This window comes from Pseudomonas thermotolerans DSM 14292 (assembly GCF_000364625.1).
Taxonomy (GTDB): domain Bacteria; phylum Pseudomonadota; class Gammaproteobacteria; order Pseudomonadales; family Pseudomonadaceae; genus Aquipseudomonas; species Aquipseudomonas thermotolerans.
On record NZ_KB822599.1, the window covers coordinates 1 to 12,313 of the forward strand.

The 12,313-nt window shown below is 65.2% G+C and carries 11 protein-coding genes; 2 read left to right on the forward strand and 9 right to left on the reverse strand.

Annotated elements, in window-relative coordinates; all coding sequences use genetic code 11:
• Positions 1–370: 370 nt before the first annotated feature.
• The 6 genes from msrQ to H165_RS0100030 all read right to left on the reverse strand — a co-directional run bounded on the left by msrQ (position 371) and on the right by H165_RS0100030 (position 6,277).
• On the reverse strand, positions 371–988 hold the full coding sequence (gene msrQ / locus H165_RS0100005) for a protein-methionine-sulfoxide reductase heme-binding subunit MsrQ (protein ID WP_017936832.1): 618 nt from the start codon (positions 986–988) through the stop codon (positions 371–373).
• Positions 988–1,992 carry a protein-methionine-sulfoxide reductase catalytic subunit MsrP gene (gene msrP / locus H165_RS0100010; protein ID WP_017936833.1) on the reverse strand — a complete coding sequence of 335 codons (1,005 nt, stop codon included), beginning with the start codon at positions 1,990–1,992 and terminating at the stop codon, positions 988–990. The genes msrQ and msrP overlap by 1 nt, the downstream gene beginning before the upstream one ends.
• Positions 1,993–2,055: 63 nt before the next feature.
• Positions 2,056–2,871, reverse strand: a complete 816-nt coding sequence (pssA, locus tag H165_RS0100015) for a CDP-diacylglycerol--serine O-phosphatidyltransferase (RefSeq protein ID WP_017936834.1) — start codon at positions 2,869–2,871, stop codon at positions 2,056–2,058.
• 129 nt (positions 2,872–3,000) lie between these two features.
• On the reverse strand, positions 3,001–4,017 hold the full coding sequence (gene ilvC / locus H165_RS0100020; RefSeq protein WP_017936835.1) for a ketol-acid reductoisomerase: 1,017 nt from the start codon (positions 4,015–4,017) through the stop codon (positions 3,001–3,003).
• A 42-nt stretch (positions 4,018–4,059) separates the two neighbouring features.
• Positions 4,060–4,551: an acetolactate synthase small subunit gene (ilvN, locus tag H165_RS0100025; RefSeq protein WP_017936836.1), complete on the reverse strand. Its 492-nt coding sequence runs from the start codon at positions 4,549–4,551 to the stop codon at positions 4,060–4,062.
• Position 4,552: 1 nt separating this feature from the next.
• Positions 4,553–6,277 carry an acetolactate synthase 3 large subunit gene (locus tag H165_RS0100030; protein WP_026146235.1) on the reverse strand — a complete coding sequence of 575 codons (1,725 nt, stop codon included), beginning with the start codon at positions 6,275–6,277 and terminating at the stop codon, positions 4,553–4,555.
• A gap of 410 nt (positions 6,278–6,687) precedes the next feature.
• Between H165_RS0100030 and H165_RS0100035 the strand changes: the two genes are divergently transcribed.
• Positions 6,688–7,119: a DUF4124 domain-containing protein gene (locus H165_RS0100035; protein WP_017936838.1), complete on the forward strand. Its 432-nt coding sequence runs from the start codon at positions 6,688–6,690 to the stop codon at positions 7,117–7,119.
• A gap of 14 nt (positions 7,120–7,133) precedes the next feature.
• Here H165_RS0100035 and H165_RS0100040 read toward each other — a convergent pair whose 3' ends face one another.
• Genes H165_RS0100040 through mrcB form a run of 3 tightly spaced genes read right to left on the reverse strand, consistent with a single transcriptional unit; the run spans position 7,134 to position 10,600 of the window.
• Positions 7,134–7,463 carry a YqcC family protein gene (locus H165_RS0100040; RefSeq protein WP_017936839.1) on the reverse strand — a complete coding sequence of 110 codons (330 nt, stop codon included), beginning with the start codon at positions 7,461–7,463 and terminating at the stop codon, positions 7,134–7,136.
• A complete protein-coding gene (locus tag H165_RS0100045; RefSeq protein ID WP_017936840.1) occupies positions 7,463–8,236 on the reverse strand; it encodes a tetratricopeptide repeat protein in 774 nt (257 codons plus the stop codon). Before H165_RS0100045 ends, H165_RS0100040 begins: the two co-directional genes overlap by 1 nt.
• Positions 8,237–8,275: 39 nt before the next feature.
• Positions 8,276–10,600, reverse strand: a complete 2,325-nt coding sequence (gene mrcB, locus H165_RS0100050; protein ID WP_026146236.1) for a penicillin-binding protein 1B — start codon at positions 10,598–10,600, stop codon at positions 8,276–8,278.
• Between the two features lie 116 nt (positions 10,601–10,716).
• Between mrcB and H165_RS0100055 the strand changes: the two genes are divergently transcribed.
• The gene (locus H165_RS0100055) at positions 10,717–12,279 is read left to right on the forward strand and encodes a bifunctional aminoglycoside phosphotransferase/ATP-binding protein (protein WP_026146237.1); all 1,563 of its coding nucleotides are present in this window, start codon (positions 10,717–10,719) and stop codon (positions 12,277–12,279) included.
• Positions 12,280–12,313: the final 34 nt, after the last annotated feature.

Here is a 12,313-nt window from a genome sequence, read left to right on the forward strand (position 1 = left end):
CACAAGCACCCACACGAATTGCTTGATTCACTTGTTAAAGAACAGTTGGGTGAGCCTTTCGCCTCAACCAAGGCCGCGCATTCTACAGCAGCCCTACTCCCCGTCAAGCGCTTTTCGAAAATTTCTTTTCTACTTCAACCGCTTGCGTGCCACCGAACTCTTCGCTCTTCGCTCCGCCCGGCAGCGGGAGGCGAATCATACAGCATCAATTCCTGCTGTCAACCTCCCGAAGCTCACTTCCCGCACCGGCCAAACTGGCCTTCCGCCCCTCCAAAAAACATCGATAACTCTTTGATTATCAAGTGTTTTTCGTTGGCTGCGCGCCGGAAGTGGTGCGCATTATAGGGCCCCAAATTGGTGCGTCAAGCACTTATTGCATTTTCTTTTCGGCATCCGCAGATGCTCCGAAATGCCACCGACCGGACAGCCCCGGCAGGCGCAGGGCCAGCAGCCCCGCCCCGAGCACCGCATAGAGCAGCCACTCCCCCAGATCGGCTCGCACTCCCCAGAGCATGTGCAGCAGCACCAGCCCCAGGACGGGGTAGATCAGGCGGTGCAGACGCTTCCAGCGGCGCCCCAAGCGGCGTACGCTGAAGCGGTTGGAGGTGAGCGCCAAGGAGAGCAGGCCAAGAAAGGCCAGAGTGCCGACGAAGATGTAAGGGCGCTTGGCGAAATCGACGAGCAGCTGCTGCAAATCCAGCCCCAGTAGGAAGATCGCGTAACCGGCAATGTGCAGGCTGGCATAGGCGAAGCACCACAGCCCCAGCTGACGGCGCACCGCGAGCCAGCCACCCCAGCCGGTGAGCCGCTGCAACGGCGTCATGGCCAGCGTGATCAGCAACAGGCTAAGCGCCGCCAGGCCGAGGCGATCGACCAACACCTTGCCGGGGTCGCCTCCCAGGGCCAGGATCCAGGCCTGGTACCCCCACAGCACGACCGGCTGCAGGGCGGCGAAGAACACGGCGAGACGCCAGGGAACGTAGCGCATCAGAAGTTCTCCCGCAGATCCAGACCGGCATAGAGCCCGGCCACCTCGTCGTAGCCGTTAAACAGCCGAGTCGGAATGATGTTCGGACTGAACAGGCCGCTCGGCAGCCTGCGTTCGCGAGCCTGACTCCAGCGCGGATGGTCGACCTGTGGATTGACGTTGGCGTAGAAGCCGTATTCATGGGAGGCCACCAGCTCCCAGGTGGTGCGCGGCCGCTCCTCAACCAAACTGATCCGGACAATCGACTTGATGCTCTTGAAACCGTACTTCCAGGGCACTACCAGCCGCAGCGGCGCACCGTTCTGGTTGGGCAGGATGCGTCCGTACATCCCCACTGCCAGCAAGGTCAGCGGATGCATGGCCTCGTCAATGCGGAGGCCCTCCACATAGGGCCAGTCGAGCAGGGAGAAGCCCGAGCGCTGCCCGGGCATGCGCTCGGGATCGACCAGAGTCTCGAAGCGCACGAACCTCGCTCGACTCGTCGGTTCCACTCTCTCGAGCAGGCTGCCCAGCGGAAAACCCAGCCAGGGGATGACCATGGACCAGCCCTCGACGCAGCGCAGCCGGTAGATGCGCTCCTCCAGACGCTGCGGCCTGACCAGATCCTCCAGGGCATGACGCCCCGGCCTGGCCACCTCCCCGTCGACCAGCAATGTCCGGGGCTCGGTCACCAGGCCAGCCGCCCGAGTGGCGGGGTCGGTCTTGTTGGGACCGAACTCGTAGAAGTTGTTGTACTGGCTGACGGTCTTGAAGGGGGTCACCGCCTCGTCGCCCGGCGTCACCGCCCGCCAGTGTACGCCGGGCAGCTTTTCCCTGAACCAGGCCGGCGCCGCGACCGGCTCCACGTCGGCATAGTCACCACCCTCCCCCTGGGCAACCGGCAGCAGAGTCGCTGCGACCAGCCCAGCGGCGGCGCCCAGCAGTTGGCGACGGGACAGATAGACGGATTCCGGGGTGACCTCCGATTCACGGCAGGCCGAGGGTGGGGGGATCTGGATCAGCATGGCGGCTCCGCAGCAGCAAAGAGGGGTTCACTACATGGACTGCGGAGCCGGGAGAAAATTGCTTCAGCTGGCCTGCTTGCGGCGGCGCAGTTGCAACAAATATTGGACCGGGCCGGACGCCGCGTAGGCGAGGAAGATCAGCAGCAGGATGCGCGGCGGATCGCTGAATACCACGGCGAAGGCCAGCACCACCACGAGGATGGCCACGAAGGGCACGCGACCCTTGAGGTCGAGATCCTTGAAGCTGTAGTACTTGATGTTGCTGACCATCAGCGCACCGGCCAGAGCGACGATCAGGGCGACCAGGAAGGACATGTTGGTGCCCTTGATGCCGAAGTCGCTGAAGGCCCAGACGATGCCGGCCACTACGCCGGCCGCCGCCGGGCTGGCCAGACCGATGAACCACTTCTTGTCGATCTTGCCGATCTGGGTATTGAAGCGCGCCAGACGCAGGGCCGCGCCGGCCACATAGATGAAGGCCACCGCCAGGCCGACGCTGCGCATCTCGGTGAGCGCCCATTCGTAGGCCAGCAGGGCCGGCGCCAGACCGAAGGCGACCATGTCCGACAGCGAGTCGTATTCGGCGCCGAAGGCGCTCTGGGTATTGGTCAGACGAGCCACGCGGCCATCCAAACTATCCAGCACCATGGCGAAGAAGATGGTCGCCGCCGCCACCGAAAAGTGGCCGCTCATGGCGTTGATGATGGAGTAGAAGCCGGCGAACAGGTTGGCCGTGGTGAACAGGTTCGGCAGCAGATAGATGCCACGGTGGCGGACCTTGCGGCCGTCGGCATCCTGCCCCTCCTCGACGTGCTCGTCGATGGGCAACAGGCTTTCTGCTTCTGGAGCCTGGTTGGACTCCTCGGGGCGTTCGCTCATGTACAGCACCTTGCAACGATTGGAAGGATTCGGCCGGAAGCTGCACCTCCGGCGCACAGGCTTTATACCAGAAGCCCGACCCGAAACGAAAAAACGCGGCCGAAGCCGCGTCTTTTCTCTCGCCGGTCCTTAGTTCTTGGACTTGTCGACGATCTTGTTGGCCGCGATCCACGGCATCATGGCACGCAGCTTCTCGCCGATCTGCTCGATCGGGTGAGCAGCGTTGTTGCGGCGATAGGCGGTCATCGACGGATAGTTGGCGGCACCCTCGGTGATGAACATCTTGGCGTACTCGCCGTTCTGAATGCGCTTCAGAGCGTTGCGCATGGCGGCACGGGACTGCTCGTTGATCACCTCCGGACCGGTGATGTACTCACCGTACTCGGCGTTGTTGGAAATCGAGTAGTTCATGTTGGCGATGCCGCCTTCGTACATCAGGTCGACGATCAGCTTCAGCTCGTGCAGGCACTCGAAGTAGGCCATTTCCGGCGCGTAACCAGCTTCCACCAGGGTCTCGAAGCCGGCCTTGACCAGCTCCACGCAGCCACCGCAGAGCACGGCCTGCTCACCGAACAGGTCGGTTTCGGTTTCGTCCTTGAAGGTGGTCTCGATGATCCCGGTACGACCGCCACCCACGCCGCAGGCGTAGGACAGGGCGACGTTCTTGGCGTTGCCGGAGGCGTCCTGGTAGACGGCAATCAGGTCAGGGATGCCGCCGCCTTTGACGAACTCGGAGCGCACGGTATGACCCGGGGCCTTGGGCGCGATCATGATCACGTCCAGGTCGGCGCGCGGCACCACCTGGTTGTAATGGATGGAGAAGCCGTGGGCGAAGGCCAGGGTGGCGCCTTTCTTCAGGTTCGGCTCCAGCTCTTCCTTGTACAGGCGGCCCTGGAATTCGTCCGGGGTCAGGACCATGACCAGATCGGCAGCAGCAACGGCGGTCGGCACGTCGGCGACTTTCAGACCATGGGCCTCGGCCTTGGCGATGGAGGACGAGCCGGGACGCAGACCGACGGTGACGTCGACGCCGGAATCCTTCAGGTTGCAGGCGTGGGCGTGGCCCTGGGAGCCGTAGCCGATGATGGCCACTTTCTTGCCCTGGATGATCGAGAGGTCACAGTCTTTGTCGTAATACACTTTCATGGGAGTTCCCCTATCTATTGGCCGCTGTGGCCACTCACTGATTCAGATGCTCAGCACTTTGTCGCCACGGGCGATGCCGGTGACGCCGCTGCGTACGGTTTCCAGGATCGCGGCAGTGCCGATGGCCTGGAGGAAGCTGTCCAGCTTCTCGCTGGTGCCGGCCATCTGGATGGTGTAGACGCTACTGGTCACGTCGACGATCTGCCCGCGGAAGATGTCGGTGGTGCGCTTGATCTCGGCGCGCTGGGCACCGGTGGCCTTGACCTTGACCAGCATCAGCTCGCGCTCGATGTGGGCACTTTCCGACAGGTTCACCAGCTTGACCACTTCGATCAGCTTGTTGAGGTTTTTGGTGATCTGCTCGATCACCTCATCCTGACCGACGGTGGTCAGGGTCAGACGCGACAGGGTCGGGTCCTCGGTCGGTGCCACGGTCAGAGTTTCGATGTTGTAGTTGCGCTGGGAGAACAACCCCACCACGCGCGACAGGGCGCCCGGTTCGTTTTCCAGCAGCAGGGAAATGATGTGTCGCATATCAGGTCCGCTCCGTCTTGCTCAGCCACATATCGCGCATGGAGCCGTCCCGGATCTGCATCGGGTAGACGTGCTCGCTAGTGTCCACCTGGATGTCCAGGAAGACCAGGCGATTCTTCAGGGCGAAGGCTTCTTCCATCTTCGGCTTGAGGTCCTTCAGGTCGGTGATGCGGATGCCCACATGACCATAGGCCTCGACCAGTTTGACGAAGTCGGGCAACGACTCCATGTAGGAGTGCGAGTAGCGGCTGTTGTACTGCATGTCCTGCCACTGGCGGACCATGCCCAGCGCACCGTTGTTGAGGTTGACGATCTTCACCGGCAGGTCGTACTGCAGACAGGTCGACAGCTCCTGGATGTTCATCTGGATGCTGCCCTCGCCGGTAACGCAGGCCACTTCCGCATCCGGGAAGCTCAGCTTGATGCCCATGGCGGCCGGGAAGCCGAAGCCCATGGTGCCGAGGCCACCGGAGTTGATCCAGCGGTTGGGCTTGTCAAACTTGTAGTACTGGGCGGCGAACATCTGGTGCTGGCCCACATCGGAGGCGATGTAGGCGTCGCCCTTGGTGACCTCGTAGAGGGTCTCGATGACCTTCTGTGGCTTGATGATCGAGCCGTCGCCCTCGTTGTAAGGGAACAGCCGGCCGGTACCGCGCCACTCGTCGATCTGCTTCCACCAACTGGCCATGCTTTCCTTGTTCGGGGCTCCGCCGATCTCGGCGAGGATGGCCAGCATCTCTCTCAGCACGCTGTCCACCGGGCCGACGATCGGGATGTCGGCACGGATGGTTTTGGAGATGGAGGCCGGGTCGATATCGACGTGGATGATCTTGGCGTTCGGACAGAACTTGCTGGCACCGTTGATCACCCGGTCATCGAAGCGCGCACCCACGGCGAGGATCACGTCGGAGTGGTGCATGGCCAGGTTGGCGGTGTAGCTGCCGTGCATGCCGAGCATGCCGAGGAACTGGCGGTCGCTGCCCGGATAGCCGCCGAGCCCCATCAGGGTGTTGGTCACCGGCAGGTTGAGCAGACGCGCCAGGGCAGTCAGCTGCTCCGAGGCGCCGCCCATGATCACGCCGCCACCGGAATAGAGGATCGGACGCTTGGCGGCGAGGAGCATCTCCACGGCCTTGCGGATCTGGCCGGAGTGGCCGCGCACCGCCGGGCTGTAGGAGCGCAGCTTGACCTTCTTCGGATAGCTGTACTCGAACTTCTGGGTCGGATCGCCCATGTCCTTCGGAATGTCGATTACCACCGGGCCTGGGCGGCCGGACTGGGCAATGTAGAAGGCCTTCTTGATTACCTCGGGGATTTCCGAGGGATGCTTGACGATGAAGCTGTGCTTCACGATTGGCCGGGAGATGCCGACCATGTCGGTCTCCTGGAAGGCGTCGGTGCCGACCATGGTGCTAGGCACCTGGCCAGAGATCACCACCATTGGAATGGAATCCGCGTAGGCGGTGGCAATGCCGGTGATGGCGTTGGTGGCACCGGGGCCGGAGGTCACCATGACCACACCAGCCTTGCCAGTGGCCCGGGCGTAGCCGTCGGCCATGTGGGTGGCGGCCTGTTCGTGGCGGACCAGGATATGGGTCACGTCGTTCTGACGGAACAACGCATCGTAAATGTGCAGGAGGGCACCGCCCGGGTACCCGTAAACGTACTTAACGCCCTCGTCCCGCAAAGCGCGAACGACCATTTCAGCGCCGGATAGAAGCTCCACGTTTTTCACCTCTGGAACGCTAGAAGACCGTCAATACCTGACGGCAATCGGAGTAGGTTTACTGCCAAGCAGAGAGCATGAGCGACGTGTGGTCGCCGACTACGTCAGCTACTGACTGAGCAAGTATCGGGAGCGTCCCGGATGTTGAGGGACCCTCCCACCCAGCGCGAGGTAACGCGGTTCGGGTAAAGCAGGTCGGCGCGGGTATGCACCTCATGGTCTGCTGTGCAAGTCCGCCCACGGCTGGCCCACTACAGCGAATTTCGAATTGTTCGGATATGGCCTGGCCAAGTCAAGCCGTGCCGGCGTTCAATTGACGCCGGCGCTGTGATCTGCAGCAGCATGAGGGCGCCCGGCTTTTGGGTATAGTAGGCGCCATCGTCATCCCGCCCACCGTCAAGGAAACCGCAATGGGACGCATGATCCTCACCGGCAGCTTGCTGCTCGCCCTAAGTGCCTCCGCCATGGCCAGCCAGGTCTACAAGTGGGTCGACGAGAAGGGCATCACCCACTTCGGCGCCCAGCCGCCCCAGGGCCAGACCGCCGAGCAGATCGACACCAAGGTGCCGCAGATCCGCTCGGTGGCGCCCACCGCCGCCGCGGGCAGCCAGGAAGACCCCGAGCAGAAGGCCGCCGACGAGAAGGTCCGTCGGGAGGTCGCCAGGCAGGAAGCGGAACGCAAGAAGTACTGCGAGACCACCCGCAACAACCTGGCCCAGCTGCGCAACAACCCGCGCGTGCGGGTCACCGACGAAAATGGCGCACCGCGTCGTCTCGGCGAGGAGGAGCGCCAGCAGCGCATCCGCGAGGCGGAAGAGGCGATCGCCAAGAACTGCCGCTGAGGCCCGTCGGGACTTCAGACCTTGCGATTGATAAGCCGGTCGAACTCGCCGAGCAGTTCCACCAGCCTGCGGTTCTCCACCGGCTCCTCGCGGTAGACCACCTCCGCCATGGCGCGGATACCGGACACCGAGGGCAATTCCAACTCCTGTTCGATCAGCACCTTCATCCGCGGCAGGAAGATCCACTGCAGCCACTCCTCGAAGCGCAGGGTATCCACGCAGAATGGCTGCGAACTGGCCAGTGCCTGGTCGGACGGCGGGGTTTCCGACCAGTAGCCGAGCTGGCGCATCTCCCGTTCGATCAGCAGCAGCTGCTCGGCCAGCGCCGGGGCCCGGGCGTCCATCAGAGGCTCACTCGCGCCCGCTCGCGCGCCTGGGCGGCACCAGCGGCATTGCCCTGACGTTCGCGGGCCTGGGCGATCAGCTCCCACAGGCTGGCCTGCAGGGTCGGGCGACCGCCGGCGTAGGTCAGGGCGCGCTGAGCGACCTGTTCGGCCTGGGCGGCATCGCCCTGGGCCAGGCGGACCTCGGCCAGCCGGTAGAGCACCTGGGGCTCGCGCGGGGCGATGCGCTGGGCGCGCTCAAGACTGGAGGCCGCACCGTTCAGGTCGCCGCTGCCCTGTTGCTGCTGGGCGGTGGTCAGCAGGGCCAGCACCGGACCGTCCAACTGCTCGTCGGCGGCCAGGCTGCCGCTCTGCGGAATACCGCTCGGCGCGCTGGCGACCGGGGGCGTGTAGCTGGAACTGCCGTCATGGCCAGGGGGACTGTAGCTGGATGACGGCGCATAGCTGGAGCTGCCGTCGGTCACCGGACCGGGGACAATGCCGCTGGAAGTGGCCGGCTGGGCGTCGACGGTGCCGGAGAGCGGGGTTTCGCCGGCCGGGTAGATCCGGCTGGAGGACTGCTGGGGCACCATCACCACCACGCCGGAGTCCTCCGGCAGTGCCTGGACCGCTGGACCGGCCGCCGGGGCCTGGGCCTGGTAGACCGGACCACCTTCCTGCTCCTCCGTGATCGACGATCCGGACTCCACGACCGGAATGGAACCGTGCGGGTTAGTCGCACAGCCGGCCAGCAGCGCACCGGACGTCAGCACGGGAATCAACCACTTGCTCACAACATTACCTCGTCAGTTGGCGGCGCAGGCCGCAGGGCATCAGTTCAGCCAGCCGCGCACCCAGTCCATCACGGTGTCCGCCGGGGTCTGACCGCAGGCCGGACCAGGCGCCGGCTCACTTCCCCGAATATAAGGCATCTGCACCGCATTCGGGCAGCCGGCCGCCGAGCCCTGGCCAGTGGCGGCGTCCACCCAGGCCATCACCACGTTGTCGGGCATCGGCATGTTCAGCGGCAGCGGGTCGGCACGACGCATGAAGCCGGTCCACACCTGCAGCGCGCCGGTGGCACCGGTCAGCGGGGTCGGGCCGTTGTCGTCGCGCCCCATCCACACCACGGCCAGGAGGTCCTGACTGAAGCCGGCGAACCAGCTGTCGCGGGAATCGTTGCTGGTGCCGGTCTTGCCGGCCAGATTGAGGGAACGCGGCAGCTGGTTGTACACCGAACGTCCGGTGCCCTCGCTCATCACCCGCTGCATGGCGGTCTGCACCAGATAGATGGCGCCCGGGTCGAATCGCTGCTGGACCTGGAAGGGGTAGCGCTTGAGCGGCTGGCCGTCGGCGGTGAGCACGTTGCGGATAGCCCGCAGCGGAGTGTTGAAGCCACCGTTGGCGATGGTCTGGTACATGGTCGCCACCTCGACCGGGGTCAGCGCGCCGGCGCCCAGCAGCATCGACGGAAAGGCCGGCCAGCTGCGCGACACCCCCAGCCGTTCGAGGGTCTTGAGCACCGTGGGCACACCCACCTCCAGGCCCAGCTTGGCGGTGGACAGGTTGTAGGAGTTGGCCAGCCCCTGGTACAGGTAGATGGTGCCGTGGGCCCTGCGGTCATAGTTCTGCGGGCGCCAGACCTGGCCGTCCTGGCCCTTCACCGAGAAGGGCTCGTCGACCAGCCAACTGGTCAGGGTGTACTGGCTGGGACGCTCCAGGGCGGTCAGGTAGACCGCCGGCTTGACCAGCGAACCGATCGGCCGCACCGCGTCCAGGGCGCGGTTGAAACCGGCGAAGCGTGGCTGGCGACTGCCGATCATGGCCTGAATCTCGCCGGTTTCCGGGTTGGTGACCACCATGGCCGCCTCCACCTGCTCGATGCCCTTGCGCCCCGCCATGGACTTGAAGGTCTGGGCCAGGGCCGCCTCGGCCTTGGACTGCAGGATGGGATCGAAACTGGTGAAGATGCGCAGCCCTTCCTCGGTGAGGTCCTCCTCGCGGTAGTCCTGGCGCAGCTGACGCTTGACCAGATCGAGGAAGGCCGGATAGGAGCTGTTCGCCAGACTGCCGCGCTGACTGACGCCAAGCGGCTGCTGCTTGGCGGAGGCAGCCACCTCGGCGCTGACCACGCCCTGCTCGGCGAGCATGTCGAGCACCAGGTTACGGCGCGCCAGGGCGCGCTCGGGATAGCGGCGCGGGTTGTAGTAGGTGGGCCCCTTGACCATGCCGACCAGCAGCGCCACCTGGTGCAGCTTCAGCTCCGCCAGCGGCTGACTGAAGAAGTATTGGCTGGCCAGGCCGAAGCCGTGTACCGCGCGGTTGCCGTCCTGGCCGAGGAACACTTCGTTGAGGTAGGCCTCGAGGATCTCCTGCTTGTCGTAGTGCAGCTCGAGCAGCACAGCCATCATGGCCTCGTTGAGCTTGCGCACCAGGCTGCGTTCGTTGCTCAGGTAGAAGTTCTTGACCAACTGCTGGGTCAGGGTGCTGCCGCCCTGACGCACCTGGCCGCTGGTGGTGTTGACCCACAGGGCACGGACGATGGATTTCAGGGAAACGCCGTGGTGCTTGTAGAAGTCGCGGTCCTCCACGGCCAGCAAGGTCTCGACCAGATAGGGCGGCACCTGGTCCAGCTGGATCAGGATGCGGTCCTCGTTGTGCGCCGGGTACAGGCCGCCGATCAACAGCGGCTCGAGGCGCGCCACTGCCAGCTCGGCGCCGTTGGCCTGGCTCAGACCGGCCACGTAGTCGCCGGAGAAGCGCACGCGAATGCGCTGGGCGGGCTCGGCCCCCTCGTAGAACTGGAAGCCGCGAGTGTGCAGCTCCACCTGATTTCCCGCTAGCGCCACAGCGCCGGGGCCGCTGGCCGCCGATTCGCGGCGGTAGCCGAGGGCATCCAGCTCGGTGAGGAAGTCCTCCTTGCTGAGCTTCTGGCCGACGAACAGCTCCAGAGGCCGGGCATAGACCTTGGCGGGAATGGTCCAGCGCTTGCCGGAGAATTTCTCCTGCACCACGGCGTCGAGGTAGACGGCGAAACCGGCCAGCAGCACCAGGCCGACCAGTCCGAGCTTGAGCGCCCAGCCCAGCCAGCGACCTATGCCTGAAGAGCCGCGGCGGCCGCGGGAACGGGAACTTCGGGGGGATCGGGATCGAGTCATGGCGGCGCATTATACGCACTTTGCCCTGCCCGCAAGGTGCAGCCCGGCGGTTTGCAGTCCCGGCCCCGGCAGCCATAATGCGCAGTTCGACCAACTGCTGCCGCAAGGACCCCACCGTGAGCCAGACCCTGATCGCCGCCCTGCAAAATCCCGCGCTCTACCCGCACCCGGTGGAAGGTTTCCAGGTCATCGAAACGCACATCTCTTGGGTGCTGCTCACCGGGCCCTATGCCTACAAGATCAAGAAGCCGATGAACTTCGGCTTCCTCGACTTCACCACCCTGGAGGCCCGCCGGCACTTCTGCGAGGAGGAGCTGCGTCTCAACCAGCGCCTCACCCAGGGCCTCTACCTGGAAGTGTTGCCGATCACCGGCAGCGCCGAGGCGCCGCAGCTGGGCGGCGAGGGCCCGGTCATCGAGTACGCGCTGAAGATGCGCCAGTTCCCGCAGAACCAGTTGCTCAGCGCCATGCAGGCCTGCGGCGAGCTGACCCCAGCGCACATCGACGCTCTGGCCCGGCAGATCGCCGAGTTCCACGCCCGCACCCCGGCGGTGCCAGCCGAGCATCCGCTGTGCTCGCCACAGGCCATAGTCGCGCCCATGCTCCAGAACTTCGAGCAGATCCGCCCATTGCTCAGCGACCCGGCCGACCTGCAACGCCTGGACGTCCTGCAGGCCTGGACCGAGGCCAGCTTCCAGCGTCTCGAGCCGCTGCTCGCCAGCCGCGCGGCCAGCGGCGCGATCCGCGAGTGCCACGGCGACCTCCACCTCGGCAACGCCTGCGTGCTGGACGACGAGGTGGTGCTGTTCGACTGCATCGAGTTCAACGAGCCGTTCCGCCTGATCGACATCGCCTCGGATGCCGCCTTCCTCGCCATGGACCTCGAGGACCGCGGCCTCAAACCGCTGGCTCGGCGCTTCGTCAGCCAGTGGCTGGAGCACACCGGCGACTACGCAGCCCTGGAGCTGATCAACTTCTACAAGGCCTACCGCGCCCTGGTGCGCGGCAAGGTCAGCCTGTTCCGTCTGGCCCAGGAACAGGATGCGGTGCAGCGCGCGGCCATCCTCCGCCAGTACCGCAGCTACGCCACCCTGGCGGAGAGCTACAGCGCCATCCCCTCGCGCCTGCTGATGATCACCCACGGGGTCTCGGCGGTAGGCAAGAGCCAGGTGGCCCTCAAGCTGGTCGAGGCGCTGGGCGCCATCCGCCTGCGCTCGGACGTGGAGCGCAAGCGCCTGTTCGGTGCCCAAACCGAGTCCGCCCGCGGCGAGCTGCACGCCGGCATCTATTCCGCGGAGGCCAGCGTCGCCACCTACCAGCGCCTGCACGAGCTGGCCGGCCGCGCCCTGCAGGCGGGCTTCCCGGTAGTGATCGACGCCACCTACCTGAAGCGCGAGCAGCGCCTGGCCGCCTGGCAGGTCGCCGAGGACAACGGCGTGCCCTTCCTGATTCTCGACTGCCAGGCCCCCGAGGCGGTGATCGCCAGCTGGCTGCAGCAGCGTCAGGCCGCCGGCGGCGATCCATCCGACGCCACCCTGGAGGTGATCGCCGCCCAACAGGCCGCACGCGAGCCGCTCTCCGTCGAGGAACAGCCACGCAGCCGGCGCATCGACACCCAGGACGGCACCAGCCTGGAAGCGCTGATCGCCGCCATCCGCCAGCGCCTCCCAGGGTTCTGAGCCAGCTCCCAGGGCGCTTTCCCAGCGGGCCGCT

Bases quoted from the DNA above. Each gene is read 5' to 3' on its own strand.
- msrQ (WP_017936832.1), bottom strand. From the start codon at position 988: ATGCGCTACGTTCCCTGGCGTCTCGCCGTGTTCTTCGCCGCCCTGCAG.
- msrP (WP_017936833.1), bottom strand. From the start codon at position 1,992: ATGCTGATCCAGATCCCCCCACCCTCGGCCTGCCGTGAATCGGAGGTC.
- pssA (WP_017936834.1), bottom strand. From the start codon at position 2,871: ATGAGCGAACGCCCCGAGGAGTCCAACCAGGCTCCAGAAGCAGAAAGC.
- ilvC (WP_017936835.1), bottom strand. From the start codon at position 4,017: ATGAAAGTGTATTACGACAAAGACTGTGACCTCTCGATCATCCAGGGC.
- ilvN (WP_017936836.1), bottom strand. From the start codon at position 4,551: ATGCGACACATCATTTCCCTGCTGCTGGAAAACGAACCGGGCGCCCTG.
- H165_RS0100035 (WP_017936838.1), top strand. From the start codon at position 6,688: ATGGGACGCATGATCCTCACCGGCAGCTTGCTGCTCGCCCTAAGTGCC.
- H165_RS0100040 (WP_017936839.1), bottom strand. From the start codon at position 7,463: ATGGACGCCCGGGCCCCGGCGCTGGCCGAGCAGCTGCTGCTGATCGAA.
- mrcB (WP_026146236.1), bottom strand. From the start codon at position 10,600: ATGACTCGATCCCGATCCCCCCGAAGTTCCCGTTCCCGCGGCCGCCGC.